Genomic DNA, 15248 nt, shown 5'->3' with positions numbered 1-15248 from the left:
TCTACTTGCTCCGTTCTTGATAATGAGCATAACTGATACGGCGCAAGCCATTTTTAGGAGTGTATAAAAGTCTTAAAGGCTTTTCTTGATGGAAATCAGAAACCTGTCCATTGGCCTCTAGAGACACTTTCCCATGCCCAAAGGCTAAAAGCCACTTATGCCCCTTAGTTTCTAAGATCAAAGGATCCTTAATAGTAACTTGACTCTTTTTCTTATTGCTCAGATCGATGGTTTCCATCCAAATTTCCTCTTTGGGGGTGATCACAATCACTTTAGACTTATCAAGAGGAATCTCCTGCTTAGAATCCTCTGAAGTAGAGGACTCTTGGGCTTGAGGGTTTGCCTGTAGCTTGTTCTCTTGGGTTGGAGGGCTTTCTAAAGAAGGGATTTGTTGGTCAGCCGGGGAAGCAACTTGTGTGCTAGATTGTGTTGGAGGGGGGGTGGGCTGTGCTTGCGCAGGGGTGTTTGGTTTGGGCGCGTTGCTTTCTAAAGGAGTGCTTGGAGGCGGGGGAGTGATCTGCTGGGCTGCTTTTTGTGGAGAAGCGTATCTGCTGTAATAGACATATCCCCCAGCCCCTATCAACAAGATCAGGGGCAAAACCCATGCCCATTTAGAAGTTTTCTTAGGCTGGAAGGAGGCGAGTGCTTCAGGATCTGAGCGCGGGGTGTTGACAAAGGGCGATTCTTCGGGAGTACTGCCCTTGTCCTCTAGGGAGGGCTTGACAAAAAGACTCTTGTCGTACTCCATAAGCCATTGGCCTAGGTTAAGACCATATTCCTTTTCTAAAATCTGAATAAAGCCCACCGCGTGCACGCGTTGTAGGTCCTCAAAACGTTTTTCTAAAATCGCGTTGATCTTAGGGTTGGCGATCTTAGTGGTTTGGGCAATTTCAGTAACCCCTTTTTCTTTTAAGATCGCCAAATTCTTGTCTAATTCTGCCAGCTTTGCCTGTTCGTCCATTATTGTGTCCTATCCATCATAATTGCTCCGGCCACACTCACATTGAGTGATCCGATATTGCCATGCATGCCAATGCACACAACCTGATCCATTTTGCGCAAGATTTTGGGGGCTAGCCCCGCTCCCTCGCTCCCTAAAAAAATGGCCAAAGGAGGCTCAAAAGCCACTTGACGCACATCATGCCCCTGTGTGTGCGCCCCATAACAACGCATTCCTGCGCTTTTGAGTTCCTGTATTGCGTCCAATACACGCGCGTACACGCAAAAGGGCACTTCATAGAGCGCACCCATGCTTGTGCGCGCCAAACCTTCATAAGGCAGGGGTGTGTCCATCACCACCCCCTCAAAGCCTAAACACGCCACACTGCGAAACAACGCCCCTACATTCCCCACATCACTTAAGCCACACAGCACCAAGAGTTTATTAGAGCACTTGAGTGTGGCTAAAGAAGTGCTCTTAGGGGGGCACACTTTGGCTAAAAACCCCTGATGGTTACCTCCCCTTGCCATCGCTTGGGCTTTTTGGGTGTCCACACGCATGATGGGGCGATCGTATTTACTAGCATGGGCACACAAGCGCGCAAAGAGCACTTTGTCCACTTGTTTAGCCAAGTACCATTCCAGTATCATACTGGGATGGTACGCCAAGAGGTGCAAGAGCACCTGTTTTCCAAAAACAATCATGCCCGCATGCCCGAGGCATAAAGAAGCTTGGAGGATACTCCCTTGAGTTTGGCCAGCAACTTAGCCTTGATCTTGGGGGGCAAGTCCATGTCTGCGATCTCTTGATAAGACAAAACAGACTGAGAGCGAGGGCGCAAAGCACACACCAGCACCCACTCACCCCGCAAGACTGTAGGGGGCAGGGCCTTGAACTTTTCATACACCTCCAGAATCTTACCGCAGTGGTGTTGTTCATGGAGCTTTGTCATCTCTTTGATCGCAAAGATCAGATCATCAGGGACCATCAAGGCCAAGTCGCCCAAAGTGTCTAACAGACGCTTAGGGCTCTCATAAATCACGCATGCTATTTCTGTTTGCAAGGCCGCAACACTGGCAATGAGTTTGGCGATCTTGGCGCGCCGATCTGCACTCTTAGGAGGCAAAAACCCCACAAAATGGAAAGCTTTAATGTCAAAACCACTCGCGCTGTAAGCACTCACACAGGCACTAGCACCGGGCAGGACCTCGTAATCAATGCCATGCTCTTGAGCAAAGCGCACCAGTCTAGCCCCCGGGTCGCTCACACAGGGCATCCCTGCATCGCTCAAATAACCCACATGCTGGTTTGTAAAAAACCCATGCCCCACTTGGGCCAAAAAACCCTCTTGGTTATGGGAATGCAAAGAATGCAGGGGCTTGGAAGGCATTTTAAGAATACCCCCTTGGGAAAGCAAGAAGAATAAACGCTTCGTAACGCGCACATCCTCACATAGCAATGTATCGCAACTTGCCAAAGTATCGAGGGTGCGCAAAGTAATGTCCCTAAGATTGCCTATGGGAGTGGGGAGCAGACTTAGCAAATTACTGCATTTTGTATTTTTGTCGGAATCTCTCCACGCGCCCTGTGGTGTCGGCGATCTTGTCGCTCCCGGTATAAAAAGGGTGGCAAAAGCTAGAAATGTCAATGCGCAATTCGCTCTTTGTGCTCAACACTTCAATTTGTTTACCACTGGTAACACAAGTAACCTTACAGGGGATATAATCCGGGTGGATTCCCTTTTTCATGCTAACTCTCCACAAAGTTTTTCGGGATTGTAGCCAAATTTTGTAAAAATAAGCAAATCTCAAATACATGGGCTTGTTTATTCATGTTTAAGAAATGATGTTACCATAGAGAGTGATTCGTAATTTAATACATTTGGATTAGCAAGTTAAGGAGTGTTCATGCGCCGCTTAGAAACCCTAGAGTCTATTTTAGAGCGTTTGCGAGTCTCAATTAGAAAAAATGGTCTGAAAAATTCCAAACAACGTGAAGAAGTTGTGAGCGTTCTTTACAAGAGCGGGACACATTTAAGTCCTGAAGAAATCACCCAAAGTATCCGTTTGAGCGACAAGAATACGAGTATTTCCTCTGTCTACCGTATTCTAAATTTTTTGGAAAAAGAACGCTTTATTTATACCCTAGAGACTAATAAAAATGGCCGCCGCTACGAAATTGCTGCCAAAGAACATCACGATCATATTATCTGCCTGCAATGCGGTGAGATTATTGAGTTTGTAGACCCTCAAATTGAGGAGCGTCAAATGGAGGTGGCTAAACAGTTTCAAGCCAAGTTAGTAAGCCATGACATGAAAATGTTTGTGGTGTGCGCCAAGTGCTTGGCACAAGGGCGCGATTAGGGTTTTACATCTTGGAGGGCGAGGGGATGGGCGTATTCTAAATCTCTGGTGGCTTTCTTGCCCAAGACTTGGGGGAGGAGTTTTGGGGGCAATCCTGCGTTGGGGCGCAAAGCTTGGAGGTGTGCTTTGGTGAGCACTTCGCCCTTTTTAAGGGCTTTGGTGATAAACAAGCTTCTGGCAAATTGGCGCCCCTGGGTGGAGGTGCGCGCCCCCTCTTTTGGACCCAAAGCCAAATGGGTGTCGCGCACTTGGGCGATCATTTGGGCAAATTCCTTAGCGTCCATGCTAAAGGCGTTGTCCACACTCTGAATGCTTTTATCCAAAATAAAATGTTTTTCAATCATGCTCGCTTTGAGCGTTGTGGCGATGATCGCGCTTAAAGCACCCAAGGTGTGATCGCTCAAGCCATAGGCGACTCCATAGCGTCTGCCCAAATTGGGCATGGCGGCTAAGTTGGCCTCTTGTAGGGGAGCTGGATAGGCGCTGGTGCAGTGTAACAGAGTGATTTGGGAGTTATTGGCTTGGTAACAAGCTTGCAGAGCGTCTAGGATTTCTGTATGCGTGGCGATCCCTGTAGAGAGGATCACGGGTTTTTGCGTACTGGCCACTTGGGCGATGAGTTCTAAATGCGTGATCTCAAAGCTAGCGATTTTATACCTAGGGCAATTTAACTTTTCTAGGAGTTCTAAGCCCTTGAGGCTAAAGACCGAGCTAAACAGCTCCAAACCCAAACTCTTAGCGCAAGCAAAGAGTTCGCCATGCCATTCTAAGGGCATGCACGCGCGTTCGTAGAGCTGGTACAAACTCTGTTGATCCCATAGAGTGCCTTCAATGATGAAGGGGGGTTTGTGGACATTCAGAGTGAGGCAATCGGGGGTGTAGGTTTGGAGCTTGGCCGCATCAGCCCCGATAGCCTTAATGCATGCGAGGGATTTAAGCGCGATCTCTAGGGATTTGGCATGGTTAGCACTCAGCTCGGCGACAATGAAAGGGAGACTCATCATAACTCTTTCTAGGCATTATAGCTAAAGGGAGAAAACTTGACAAATAGCCATACATCGTGATAACGCCCATCGCGATAGATAAAATCGCGCAAAAAACCCTCCTTGCGATAGGCGTGGCGTTGATAAAAGTGCAGGGCCCGAGTATTGCTGCTGAGTACTTCTAGATGCAGGGCGTGTAGGCGCAGTTTATAGAACGCGATGAATTCTAAAGCGTCTAGAATCTGCGCCCCCACATGTTCTAAATACGGGTTCTTGTAAATCCCCAGAAACGCGTGGCGGTGGATGGGATGTACCCGCGTCAAAGACCCCACCCCCAAGAGCGCGTCTTCTTGCTTAAACAAATAATAAGCGCTGCTAGGATGGGTTTTGAGTTGCTCAATAAATTGTAAATGCGCTTCTAAACTGATTTGTTCATTGAGCATCCACGCGCTGGTATCTGGATGGTTGCGAAAAGATAGAATTTCTAGGCGTTCTGCCTGTGTGGTGTGGGTAAAATGGCAGGCGTGCAAGGGTTTGGCATCGGCTTTAAGGGTGATGGGAGGGATGTCAAAGCTACACCATAGAGGGTTATTAGTATCCAAGTAAGATCGCCTGCAAGGTGGATTGGAGAGCAGAACCGATGTTGAGATCGCGTTGTACTGCTTGCATGCGCGCGCGCGTGGCCAAATTGAGTTGGGCTAAATCTGCTAAAAGCGTGTCTAGACTGGTGGGCAAACAAGCCTGCGCGTTGCTCAAGGCTGTGAATTGGTGTGTTTGATTAGGGGCGATGGGCAGAGTTAGTGTGGGCGTTAATGCCAACATGGCTTCATAAAGCATACCCCCCGCCCCCAAGAGTGCGATGTCGCTAGCATGGATCAAAGCGGCGATCTCTTGTAAATCCAAATGGGTGTGCACGCGCGCGCGCGTTTTAGGAAAGGCTAGCGCTAACTCTGGGGGCGCGATCACATGCACGCTCAAGGAGCTTTGCTGGAGAATTTCTAAGGCGTGTTGGTAGAATCTAAGGCTTTGAGCGCTCCCCCCAAAAGACATCAATAAAGTGGTGGGTTTGGGTTTGAGGGGTTTGTGATCCACTTTAAACGCCTTTTCAAAGGGCATAAAGGCACAACCTAAAAACATGCGCGCATGGGGTTGGGGGTAGAGTTGTTGTGCCTTGTAAGCGGGGTTGATAATGACACTCTCAGGGGGCATGCGGGCATGCGGGCTGTCTTCTAGCACTATTAAGCCCCGGGCGTGTGCGTGGGCATGGTGATAAAAATCTAAAGGGGCCAAATAGCTATCTACAATGAGAAAATCATGAGTTGTTATCTTTAATGCCTGCAACCAATCTAGGGCTTGGTTAGCTAGAGGGTGGGGGGCTAGCACTTGCGCCTCTATGTGCAAATTCGCCAAATGGTTTTGGAGTTTTAGGGCGCGTCTTAAATGTCCTAATCCGCTTGTGGGCGTGGCATCAGCTAGGATTTTGACAACCATGCAAGAGTTGGTACTTGAGTTTGGCAAGTTCTAAATCGTCCAAGGTGTCTATGTCTTGGGCGTGTAAATGGGGCACAACCACGGGGTAGGAATGGGGAGCTAGAAGGGGTTCAAGCTTGGCAAAATGCCGGGCCTCTCCCATGTAAAATAGCCCAGTGTCATGGTAGAGAGAGGGGAGGTCTTGAGAGCGCTCTTGTAGGTGCTGGGGAAAAAGGGGGGTGATATGGGGGGTGAGGCTAAAGGATCGATAGGGCGAGGAGGCGTAGGGGGCTAGGGCTAGGGCGTATTTGTAATGGGGGTATTGTTGGAGAGCGTGGCGCGCGTCCTGCAAGTAACACGCTTGCAGGAGTATGCTAGTGGCATAGAGAACGCAAATGGGGGTCTCAAGGGGGATTTGCAACGCCTCAATGGCATGCGCGGCCACTTCTAGAGTGGGCGTGAAATCATCAGCCAGAGAGGCTGGGCGCAAAAAGGGGATGTGCGCCCCGTGATCTTGGGCGATTTGGGCAATTTGGGGGCTGTCTGTGGAAACAAGCACTTGTGTAAAAAGTGCAGAGTTGAGAGCGCCCTCTATAACATGGGCGATCAAGGGCTTGCCTAAAAAGGGATAGATATTTTTTTGAGGGATGCGCTTGCTGCCCGCGCGCGCTAAAATCAAAGCCAGCATGCGCGCTCTAGTAAGGAAACTGGGACTCTAAAACATCGTTGGCAAACTTTTTCTTATTGCTCGCACTGAGCGCACCGATGTTGGTATAAGAAATCTTGGCGTTGGCGATGTATTTGGATTGCACGGTATTTTCACGCGTGATGTCAAAGGGGCGCACCACCCCGCTCAATTCAATAACTTGTTTTTCCCCATCTACGAGAATCTCTTTATACCCATGGATAAAGTAATTCCCATTTTCTAGCACTTTGACAATGCGCGCAGTGAGGGTAAGCTTGAGGTCTTCATTTTTTTTCTGCGCCCCCCCGCCCTTGAAGCTATTGTTGGTAGTGGATTGGGTGAGGCTGTAATTATTGCGATCGTCTAAAAACTGCGCCTCGCTTCTCTTGTTGAGGTCGGTACCATTGTAGGTGAGTCTGGGCGCGCTAGAAGTACCATTAGAAGTACTCTTATAGTCCTTAGAGGTGCTGTAATTCGCGCTAGAAGCCTCAGAAATCTCCACGGTAACCAAATCATTGGGTTTCATCGCGCGCCTGTCTGCAAACAGGGGGCGTTCTCCCTGCCCAAAGAGGCTACCAGGTTTGGCAATCTCAGGGATAAACTCCTTGGAGGGCATCTCCTCTACATAGTCTGGAGGGTCAAATTTGATCCCGGGCTCTACGGCCCCAAGAACACTCACCCATGCCATGAGCCACACCCACTTAAGCTTGCGCATGACACTCCTTAGAAGTTTTTTACCCCTAATTATACTATAATAGAGGTCTTGCAGTCATTAACATTTGAGGAAAGAGAATGCAGAAACGACTTGTGTTGCCGTGTGTCTTAGGGGCGATGATGGGGATGGGGGGTTTGCAGGCTGAAGAGAAACCCAATTGGATGAAGGGCCTGATTGTGGGGACGAGCTATCAAACTGGGGCGATCAATATTCTCACCCGTTCTTATGGCGTGCGCGATGATAGAAATGCGGGGGCTAATGGATTGGGCTTTTTAATAGGCTATAATGGGTATTTTAGAGACGATCAGATGTTTGGGGCGCGCTATTACGCCTTTTTGGACTGGCAGGGTTTTGGCGCGCATTACAAGAGGAGCCCCTATGGAGGGGGGGGGTATTATGGGGGTAGCAATATGATCACCTATGGCGCGGCCGCAGATGTCTTTTACAATTTCTTCCAGGGGGCGTTTTATCGCGATGATATTTCGCTGGACTTAGGGGCGTATGTGGGCATGGCCATTGCGGGCAGTTCGTGGTATTTAGGCGATCAGGGACAAAATAAGATGGGTATCCCACCATGGGGGGATAATAGCGTGAGTGTGAGCGCGTTCCAGTTTCTATTCAATGTAGGGATTAGGGCGCTGGTGGTGGGCGAACACGGTATCGACCTTGGCTTTAAAATCCCTACTATCAACAACCGCTACTACTCTGGCAACAATTTCAGCGTCGAATTACGCCGTACATTTGCCTTTTACATCGGGTACAATTACCACTTCTAGCGATAGGGTTTGCAGGTTCTGAGCATCTTCTTGTAGTAGCTCTGTGCCTTTTGGATCAGGCTAGAGTCGTCTTCTTTTAACAACAATTCGTAGCTGTTTTCAAAGGCGTTTCTACTCCAGTTAGCTGAACCTAGAAAGATCCATTTATCATCAATGAGGGCGAGTTTCTGGTGCATAATGCCATGATGGGCAGTTTGAAAATGCCTAGCCATCTTAGCTGGTGTACCTTGCAATAAACAAGTGTCAATCCCCTGGTACTTAGATAAATAGGCGATGGTGGAGTGCTTGCCATGGGAGTTGCTAGAATAATCATAAATGATATTGACCTTGACTCCACGCGCAGCCGCATCTTTGAGTGCTTTGGCGATCTTTTGGTGGGTGAAGCTGTAGATGGCAATATTGATGGTACTTTTAGCGGCATTGATGCCTGAGATCAGACTATTGAGCGCCTCATTTTTTTCATAGGGGAGCATGTAAAGTGTGGAGTTTGCATGCAATATGCCCGCTAGGGCGCAGGGTAAAAACAGAGTTTTCCAAGTGATCCTCATGATATTCCTTCGTATTTTAGTTAAGCAAAATAGGGTGAACTTGTATTATAATGCGAAGTTTAGGTAGTTTAGCTTAAGGAGTGGCGTTGAAAATCCTGTTGGTCAATCAGAATAAGATGGTTGAAAAGTTATTTGAAAACATCGCTAAGAAGTTGGCTTTGGAGTTGGTGGTGCAAGAGCATGTAGAAGAGACCCTTTCTAAACTCCAAGAAGATCCGGAGTGTTTCTTTTTTGCCGATGACACCGTTGTGGACGAAGAAGGCTACCAGCTTCTTGCGCCCCTATTGGAAGGGGCTAAGATGAGCGCATTTGTGCACCGCAAGAGTGTCGCCCCCTTTGGCTCTTTCACGCACTATATCCAAAAGCCCTTTTTACCCACCGATGTGTTGCACATTTTAGAAAAGACGATGGAGTCCTTGCATATCCCCTCCGCTCCTCCTCCACAAGAAGCTCCCCCCCCACAAGAACCCGTGAGTTTAGAGGACACTAGCCTAGATGCGAATTTGAACCAATTAGAAGAATTAGAGGGCTTGTTTGACACGCCCCCGGCAGAGACTCCACAAGACCCCCCCCCAAGACGTACAAGAAGTGCCTGTGCAAGACGAAGAACCCCCCCTAGAAGAACAGGCCCCTGAAGAATCCCAAGTGCAAACTCCCCAGACCGACACCACCGACCAGGCCACGGTTACGGATTTCTCTTTAGAAGATTTATTGCCCGTAGATCACAGTAATGACGAGGAAGAAGAGGAGGGGCAAGCCCCTCAAGATTTAGCTCTTTCTACAGAGGATTCCCCTGAAATAGAACCCCCAACAGAACCCCAAGCGCAGACCTCTGATCTAGAACCCCCTGCTCCACCCGCACAAGAGAGTACTTTGCAAGAGGAGTTACCCTTAGAAAGCGCGCCGGCCAAGGAGGTGTCGGCTCTAGAGCAAACAGAACCCAACGTGCCAGAAGTAGAGCCCCAAGACATCGAGCACATTGAGGACATCCCCGAGCCAGTCATGGCAAGTGTGATGGAGGAACCCCTAGAGACGCAGGAGCAAGCTAGCACACCCAGCCCACAAACTCCATCAGAAAGCGCGCTAGAGGACGCGCCTGCACCAGAGATCGAATCTGTGGCCACCCTGGATGGGGCGGAACCTGTAGAAGATGAGCAGGCTTCTCCCACACAAGAGCCCCAGCAAGCACAAGCACATTTGGAAGAGGAAGAACCCCTAAACGCTCAAGACCCTCTGATTCAAGACACAGAAGCCACATTGGAGGCTACAGACACGCAAGAGGATTCGCAAGCAACAGATCCCTTGCAAGCCCATGAGGAGATGCCTGCTTTAGAGGCAGAACCCACCCTTAGCGATGCGATCACAGAGGACGCTCTAGAAACCCTAGATAGTACAAAGGACACCCCCACAGAGGATACTTCAGAGCAAGAAGAAGCCACTCTTCAAGAACTCCCGGCTGTGGCGCAGACGCAAGATAACCTTACAGAACAATCTGCAGAAATCCCCACACAAAATCAAGAGGAAGCCCAAGAAACTCCACAGGAAATCGCTCCGGATTTGGATGATTGCGCCCAAGAAGTGGTCCACGAGGAAACCCAAGAATCCCCTCAAGAAATTACACAGGCAGAGCAGGCCACTCCAGTTGCGTTAAGCAAACCTGATATGGAGTCAGTAGAGTCTGCACAACCCGCGCCATCTACAGAGAGTGCCCCGGCTGTCTTAACTTTGGATTTACAAGCCCTGCTCAAAGATTTGCCCATTGATTCCAAGGTGTTGGAGAATAAAGTATTGCGTATTCAAATTGTGGACAAAGTCTAAGGTGTGGACGCTTATAGGATTTTGATCTTAACCGGGCCTAGTGGCGCGGGTAAGAGCACCCTAGTTAGGCACTTGATGGCGCATTTTGAGGATCTTTATTTTTCCATTTCTACCACCACGCGCCCCCCGCGCGCCGGGGAGGTCTCAGGAAAGCACTACCATTTTGTAAACCAAGAAACATTTTTAGAGGGAATCGCTCGACAAGAATTCTTGGAGTGGGCACGCGTGCACGATCACTACTATGGCACTTCTCTAGTGCCCGTGCAAGAAGCCCTAAAGGCCGATCGGCTTGTCCTGTTTGATATTGATGTGCAAGGCCATAAGAGTGTGAAGCAGATATACCCTAAAGCCACTTCTATTTTTATCACCACAAAAAACGCGCGGGTTTTGCAAGAGCGCCTAGAACAACGCGCTACAGACAGCCAAGAAGTGATCGCCCAAAGGCTAGCAAACGCTTATGCCGAATTGCAAGCGGTGGATCAATTTGATTATGTACTCATCAATGATGACTTAGCACAGGCCCAAGAGGGCATTTTATGGGTGGCTAAGACCCTGAGTTATAAACAGCAAATGTTCCCTAAAGAGCGCTTGTGCATGGCTTGGGGGAAGGGGTTCAAGTTTTAAGCGCATCTGTAGTAACATGCGCGCTATCAAACCCTAAAGGATGAACATGGGCGGTTTTACAAGCGTGTGGCACTGGTTGATCGTGCTTTTTGTCATCGTGCTGTTATTTGGGGCTAAGAAAATCCCTGAGTTGGCCAAGGGGCTGGGCAGTGGCATCAAGAACTTTAAAAAGGCGATCAAGGAGGACGAGGAGGAGAGCAAGCCTCAAGATCCCAAAATAGTACAAGCCCAAACCCCGCCCCCAAACACCCCTTCTCCTGAACACAAGGCTTAGGGCGTGTATGCGCGCATTAAGGGGGTGTTAGAACGCCTGCTTGGCACGCAGATTGTCTTAGAGCACCCAAAAGATAAGAATTTAGGCCACTATGCGAGTGTGGTGGCGTTTTCTCTAGCCAAGACGCGCAAAAAAGCCCCCAAAGCGCTTGCGCTAGAACTTGTCGCATTTTTAAAACAGCAAAGCGAGTGCGACACGCTTTTTGCCTCCATTGATGCGCTCAATGGTTATATCAATTTCACGCTCAGGGATACTTTTTTAAACACGCTTTGCAACGAGGCCTTGGCATTGGGGCGCAATTTTGGAAAAGGTGTTTCAGAAAAGAGCCTATATGTGGAATTTGTGAGCGCTAATCCCACCGGTCCCCTGCATATCGGGCATGCTAGGGGAGCGATTTTTGGGGATAGTCTATGTCGTTTGGGGCGTTTTTTGGGTCTAAACACCCATGCGGAGTATTATGTCAACGACATGGGGGCTCAAATTAGAATGCTCGGGTTGTCCGTCTTATTGCGTATCCAGGCCATGCAGGGGGTACCGGTGCATTTCCCAGAAAACGCCTATAAGGGCACCTATATCACAGAATTAGCCCAAAGCGCGCTAGAGCATTTTGGCACTCTACAAGCAGATGAAGAGACGCTTATCACGCAATTGGGGGATTTTGCTAAGGAATTGATGTTAGCAGAGATTGAGCAAACTCTAGCAGAACTAGGGGTGCATATGGACGCGTATGTGAGCGAAAAGGCGATGTTTCACGCACAAGAAGCCGTCTTTGCACGCTTGCAGAAAGCCCACGGAGTGTATGAAAATGAGGGGAAGATGTGGCTAGCTTCCAGTGTACATGGCGATGAAAAGGATCGCGTGCTGAAGAAGAGCGATGGGAGCTTCACTTACATCGCAGGGGACATCACTTATCACGATTATAAATTCGCCCAGCACTACGACCACTACATCAATATCTTTGGGGCCGATCACCACGGCTATGTGGCGCGGGTGCGCGCTGCTTTAGAGTTTTTGGGCTATGAATCTGCGCGCCTAGAAGTGCTTTTAGCACAGATGGTAGCGCTTTTACAACATGGCAAACCCTATAAAATGAGCAAACGGGCAGGAAAATTTGTGCTCTTAAGAGATGTGTTACAGGACATCGGCAAGGACGCTCTGCGCTTTGTGTTTCTCTCAAAAAAGCTAGACACGCATCTAGAGTTTGATGTGGCCAGTTTGCAAAATCAGGACAGCTCTAACCCCATTTTCTACATCCATTATGCCAACGCGCGCATCCACACCTTATTGCACAAATTTTTACAAAAGGGCGACGCGCAGGCTATTCTCTCAAGTACCCTTGAAAACATCCCTCCCCAAGCCCTGCACCTCTTGTTTAACGCGCTCAATTTGCCCAAAGTACTTTGGAGCGCTTTTGTGGATCGAGAATTACAAAAGATCTGCGAATATCTCAAAAATCTAGCTGGGGATTTCCATAGCTTTTACAACGCCCATAAAATCCTAGACACGCCCGAGGAACTCAAATACCTCAAGCTCTGCCAAATGGTCAGTTTGAGTTTGACAATCGGGTTAGACATTCTAGGGATTGAAGCCAAGACAAAGATGTAAAATGCGGGACGGGGAAGGAGGGGGAGGTTACCCCGCCCCGCGATCGCCATTATAGTAGAAGTTTTAGATATTTTAGCTTAAATGGGTCGTTTTTTATAAAAAATTTCCAATGGGGCCTTATGTACATTGCCATTTGTGAAGTCCCAACACTGGAGAATAAAACAACGGTTTAAACGGATGGGTTTTTGTAAAATTATGCAAGATGGTGGTCCCGACTGGACTTGAACCAGCGACCCCTACCATGTCAAGGTAGTGCTCTACCACTGAGCTACGCGACCAAAAGCCCTATTTTAATTTGCGCTTGCTTAAACTTTGTTTGAGCGCGTCTAGCAAGAGCAAACCCACGCCTACATCAATGAGCACATCGGCTAGATTGAACACGGCAAAGTCAAATTTGTAATGCCAATAGACATAATCCACCACATGCCCATGCATAAAGCGATCGAGCAAATTAGAGCTCCCAGCTCCCAAAATCAACCCAAAGGGGAGATAAGTCTGCATAAAAAACGCCCGTTGGGACAAGAGCATGATCGCCATCCCTATAATTAAGAGGGCTTGCAAATACTTGAGCCAAGGTCCTAAGAATTCTAGCATAGAAAAAGCCACGCCCTTATTGTAGGCAAGCACAATAGAGATCACGGGTCCCTCCGCTCTAAAACCCTGCAAAATCCACTGCTTGATGGCTTGATCGCAGAGTATTGCTAGTAACCCCACCCCCACAAACCAAGATAGCGCGCGCTTAAAAGGACCGCTCAAAGCAACTGCTCTTGTAAAAAAGCTTTGAGCTCCTTTGCTTTATTTTCTAACAGGGTGCGCTCCTTGCCTTCTAGCAGAATGCGCAAGAGATTTTCTGTACCCGAGTAGCGAATGAGATGACGGATATGGGCTTTTTCTAAGGCTTGGAGTTTTTGCTCAAACCCGGGCAATTTGTCTAAGGGCTTTTTCTCTTTCACGCGCACATTTTCTAGCACTTGGGGGTAGAGATTAAAAGGGTTGAGCACCTTGCTACTAGGTTGTTTGCTCTCTACCACCATCGCAGCCACCTGCAACGCGCCCATAATCCCATCTCCGGTTTTAGCATAGTCCCCAAAGATGAGATGCCCGCTCTGCTCTGCCCCAAAATTCAAACCATGCTGTTGCATCGCCGCGCTCACGCATTTATCCCCCACATCGCAAAACACCACCCCGATATGGTGTTGTTTAAGATACTCTTCTAAGGAGAGATTACTCATGGTGGTCGCCACAATGCTCGCGTTACTGAGGGTGTTGCGCTTGTGGTTGTAGAGGGCTAGCGCGCCAATGAGCTTGTCCCCGGGCACCACCACGCCCAAATGATCCACCACCACTAGCCGATCCGCATCCCCATCTAGGGCAATGCCCAAATCTGCGCGGTAGCGCCTCACCTCTTGGCTGAGTTCAAGCGGATAGAGCGCGCCGCATTGGGCGTTGATATTGCTCCCATTGGGTTCATCATTGATCACAATTACATCTGCGCCCAGCTCGCTAAAGACCACAGGGGCGACCTTGTAACCCGCCCCATTGGCAGTATCTATCACCACGCGCATGCCCTGCAAATTGAGATGTTTAGGGAAGGAGTTTTTCAAATGCACGATGTAGCGCCCGATCACATCATCAATGCGTTTAGCGCTCCCAATATCTAACCCAGATTGGCAACTCTGCTCCACGCGCTTGCTATCTGCAAAGATTTTTTCAATCTGTAACTCGCTCTCCCTTTGGAGCTTGTAGCCAAAGCGATCAAAAAATTTGATCCCATTGTCTTCAAAAGGGTTATGACTGGCACTAATCATCACCCCCGCATCACAGCGCATGTTCTCGGTTAAAAAGGCGATGGCGGGCGTGGGCATAGGACCGATTTGAATCACATCATAGCCTACAGAGGTGAGCGCGCTCACTAGGGCGTTTTCAATCATGTAACCGCTGCGGCGCGTGTCCTTGCCCACTAAGATTTTATTGCTAATGGCGTGTTTGCGAAAATAGAGCCCGGCAGCGATGCCCAGTTGCATCACAAACATGGGTGTGATCTCCACGCCCGCCCTGCCCCTGACTCCATCCGTGCCAAAAATCATGCGCGCCCCAAAGAAATTTAGTTCTCTTTAATTAAGATAAAGCTACAATTCTAACACATTATTTTTGATAAAAGGATTAAGTGTATGGCAAACCATAGGTCGGCGCAAAAACGCATCCGTCAAACCATTAAGCGCACCGAGCGCAACCGCTTTTATAAAACCCGCTTGAAAAATATTGTCAAAGCGGTGCGCGAAGCGGTGGCGCATAACGATCTGCCCAAAGCCCAAGAATCCCTTAAAGTGGCAAATAAAGAATTGCATAAATTCGTGAGTAAGGGCGTTTTAAAGAAAAACACCGCCTCTAGGAAGGTGTCGCGTTTGAACGCGAGTGTGAAAAAGATCGCTCTAGCCAACGCTTAA

20 protein-coding genes and 1 tRNA gene are annotated in these 15248 nt (G+C 48.8%); 8 read left to right on the top strand and 13 right to left on the bottom strand.

Features of this window, described 5'->3' with window-relative positions:
* Nucleotide 1 precedes the first annotated feature (1 nt).
* The 4 genes from EAO38_RS02120 to rpmE are packed head-to-tail and all read right to left on the bottom strand — an operon-like array spanning nucleotide 2 to nucleotide 2688.
* Nucleotides 2-961, bottom strand: a complete 960-nt coding sequence (locus EAO38_RS02120; RefSeq protein ID WP_121020661.1) for a hypothetical protein — start codon at nucleotides 959-961, stop codon at nucleotides 2-4.
* The gene (locus EAO38_RS02115; RefSeq protein WP_121020659.1) at nucleotides 961-1644 is read right to left on the bottom strand and encodes a TrmH family RNA methyltransferase; all 684 of its coding nucleotides are present in this window, start codon (nucleotides 1642-1644) and stop codon (nucleotides 961-963) included. Before EAO38_RS02115 ends, EAO38_RS02120 begins: the two co-directional genes overlap by 1 nt.
* A complete protein-coding gene (gene rsmI / locus EAO38_RS02110; RefSeq protein WP_121020657.1) occupies nucleotides 1641-2483 on the bottom strand; it encodes a 16S rRNA (cytidine(1402)-2'-O)-methyltransferase in 843 nt (280 codons plus the stop codon). Before rsmI ends, EAO38_RS02115 begins: the two co-directional genes overlap by 4 nt.
* Before the next feature lies 1 nt (nucleotide 2484).
* Entirely contained in the window at nucleotides 2485-2688 is a 204-nt protein-coding gene (gene rpmE, locus EAO38_RS02105) for a 50S ribosomal protein L31 (protein WP_121020655.1), read from the bottom strand.
* 159 nt (nucleotides 2689-2847) lie between these two features.
* Between rpmE and fur the strand changes: the two genes are divergently transcribed.
* Nucleotides 2848-3303, top strand: coding sequence for a ferric iron uptake transcriptional regulator (gene fur, locus EAO38_RS02100; RefSeq protein ID WP_121020653.1), 456 nt, complete (start codon nucleotides 2848-2850; stop codon nucleotides 3301-3303).
* Here fur and pseI read toward each other — a convergent pair.
* The 5 genes from pseI to flgH are packed head-to-tail and all read right to left on the bottom strand — an operon-like array spanning nucleotide 3300 to nucleotide 7156.
* The gene (gene pseI, locus EAO38_RS02095; protein ID WP_121020651.1) at nucleotides 3300-4307 is read right to left on the bottom strand and encodes a pseudaminic acid synthase; all 1008 of its coding nucleotides are present in this window, start codon (nucleotides 4305-4307) and stop codon (nucleotides 3300-3302) included. The genes fur and pseI overlap by 4 nt on opposite strands.
* 8 nt (nucleotides 4308-4315) lie before the next feature.
* Nucleotides 4316-4843 carry a UDP-4-amino-4,6-dideoxy-N-acetyl-beta-L-altrosamine N-acetyltransferase gene (pseH, locus tag EAO38_RS02090; protein WP_407927406.1) on the bottom strand — a complete coding sequence of 176 codons (528 nt, stop codon included), beginning with the start codon at nucleotides 4841-4843 and terminating at the stop codon, nucleotides 4316-4318.
* A 34-nt stretch (nucleotides 4844-4877) separates the two neighbouring features.
* A complete protein-coding gene (locus tag EAO38_RS02085) occupies nucleotides 4878-5777 on the bottom strand; it encodes a hypothetical protein (RefSeq protein ID WP_121020647.1) in 900 nt (299 codons plus the stop codon).
* Nucleotides 5755-6444, bottom strand: coding sequence for a pseudaminic acid cytidylyltransferase (pseF, locus tag EAO38_RS02080; RefSeq protein WP_121020645.1), 690 nt, complete (start codon nucleotides 6442-6444; stop codon nucleotides 5755-5757). Before pseF ends, EAO38_RS02085 begins: the two co-directional genes overlap by 23 nt.
* 7 nt (nucleotides 6445-6451) lie before the next feature.
* Complete coding sequence (gene flgH, locus EAO38_RS02075; protein ID WP_121020643.1) at nucleotides 6452-7156, bottom strand: flagellar basal body L-ring protein FlgH; 705 nt, start codon at nucleotides 7154-7156, stop codon at nucleotides 6452-6454.
* 77 nt (nucleotides 7157-7233) lie between these two features.
* Here flgH and EAO38_RS02070 point away from each other — a divergent pair, with 77 nt between their 5' ends.
* The gene (locus EAO38_RS02070) at nucleotides 7234-7932 is read left to right on the top strand and encodes an outer membrane protein (RefSeq protein ID WP_121020641.1); all 699 of its coding nucleotides are present in this window, start codon (nucleotides 7234-7236) and stop codon (nucleotides 7930-7932) included.
* On the opposite strand, the gene EAO38_RS02065 is transcribed toward EAO38_RS02070, so the two are convergent.
* Nucleotides 7929-8480 (bottom strand): phospholipase D-like domain-containing protein, encoded by a 552-nt coding sequence (locus EAO38_RS02065; RefSeq protein ID WP_121020639.1) that lies wholly within the window; start codon nucleotides 8478-8480, stop codon nucleotides 7929-7931. The genes EAO38_RS02070 and EAO38_RS02065 overlap by 4 nt on opposite strands.
* Before the next feature lie 86 nt (nucleotides 8481-8566).
* On the opposite strand from EAO38_RS02065, the gene EAO38_RS02060 reads away from it, so the two are divergent.
* Genes EAO38_RS02060 through argS form a run of 5 tightly spaced genes read left to right on the top strand, consistent with a single transcriptional unit; the run spans nucleotide 8567 to nucleotide 12801 of the window.
* Nucleotides 8567-9115 (top strand): hypothetical protein, encoded by a 549-nt coding sequence (locus tag EAO38_RS02060; protein WP_121020637.1) that lies wholly within the window; start codon nucleotides 8567-8569, stop codon nucleotides 9113-9115.
* Nucleotides 9015-10298, top strand: a complete 1284-nt coding sequence (locus tag EAO38_RS02055) for a ribonuclease E domain-containing protein (RefSeq protein WP_162982655.1) — start codon at nucleotides 9015-9017, stop codon at nucleotides 10296-10298. Before EAO38_RS02060 ends, EAO38_RS02055 begins: the two co-directional genes overlap by 101 nt.
* 3 nt (nucleotides 10299-10301) lie before the next feature.
* Complete coding sequence (gene gmk / locus EAO38_RS02050; protein ID WP_121020633.1) at nucleotides 10302-10922, top strand: guanylate kinase; 621 nt, start codon at nucleotides 10302-10304, stop codon at nucleotides 10920-10922.
* Between the two features lie 46 nt (nucleotides 10923-10968).
* Nucleotides 10969-11196, top strand: coding sequence for a twin-arginine translocase TatA/TatE family subunit (tatA, locus tag EAO38_RS02045; protein ID WP_121020631.1), 228 nt, complete (start codon nucleotides 10969-10971; stop codon nucleotides 11194-11196).
* 3 nt (nucleotides 11197-11199) lie between these two features.
* The gene (argS, locus tag EAO38_RS02040; protein WP_121020629.1) at nucleotides 11200-12801 is read left to right on the top strand and encodes an arginine--tRNA ligase; all 1602 of its coding nucleotides are present in this window, start codon (nucleotides 11200-11202) and stop codon (nucleotides 12799-12801) included.
* A 203-nt stretch (nucleotides 12802-13004) separates the two neighbouring features.
* Here argS and EAO38_RS02035 read toward each other — a convergent pair.
* From EAO38_RS02035 to glmM, 3 genes are all read right to left on the bottom strand, one after another.
* Nucleotides 13005-13079, bottom strand: a tRNA-Val gene (locus tag EAO38_RS02035).
* Nucleotides 13080-13086: 7 nt separating this feature from the next.
* On the bottom strand, nucleotides 13087-13557 hold the full coding sequence (gene lspA, locus EAO38_RS02030; protein WP_121020627.1) for a signal peptidase II: 471 nt from the start codon (nucleotides 13555-13557) through the stop codon (nucleotides 13087-13089).
* Nucleotides 13554-14888, bottom strand: coding sequence for a phosphoglucosamine mutase (glmM, locus tag EAO38_RS02025; RefSeq protein WP_104752960.1), 1335 nt, complete (start codon nucleotides 14886-14888; stop codon nucleotides 13554-13556). Before glmM ends, lspA begins: the two co-directional genes overlap by 4 nt.
* A gap of 84 nt (nucleotides 14889-14972) precedes the next feature.
* Here glmM and rpsT point away from each other — a divergent pair, with 84 nt between their 5' ends.
* Complete coding sequence (rpsT, locus tag EAO38_RS02020) at nucleotides 14973-15248, top strand: 30S ribosomal protein S20 (protein ID WP_104752959.1); 276 nt, start codon at nucleotides 14973-14975, stop codon at nucleotides 15246-15248.

Source organism: Helicobacter vulpis, from assembly GCF_003660395.1.
GTDB classification, from domain to species: Bacteria; Campylobacterota; Campylobacteria; order Campylobacterales; family Helicobacteraceae; genus Helicobacter; species Helicobacter vulpis.
This window is presented reverse-complemented; position numbering and strand designations above follow the sequence as displayed.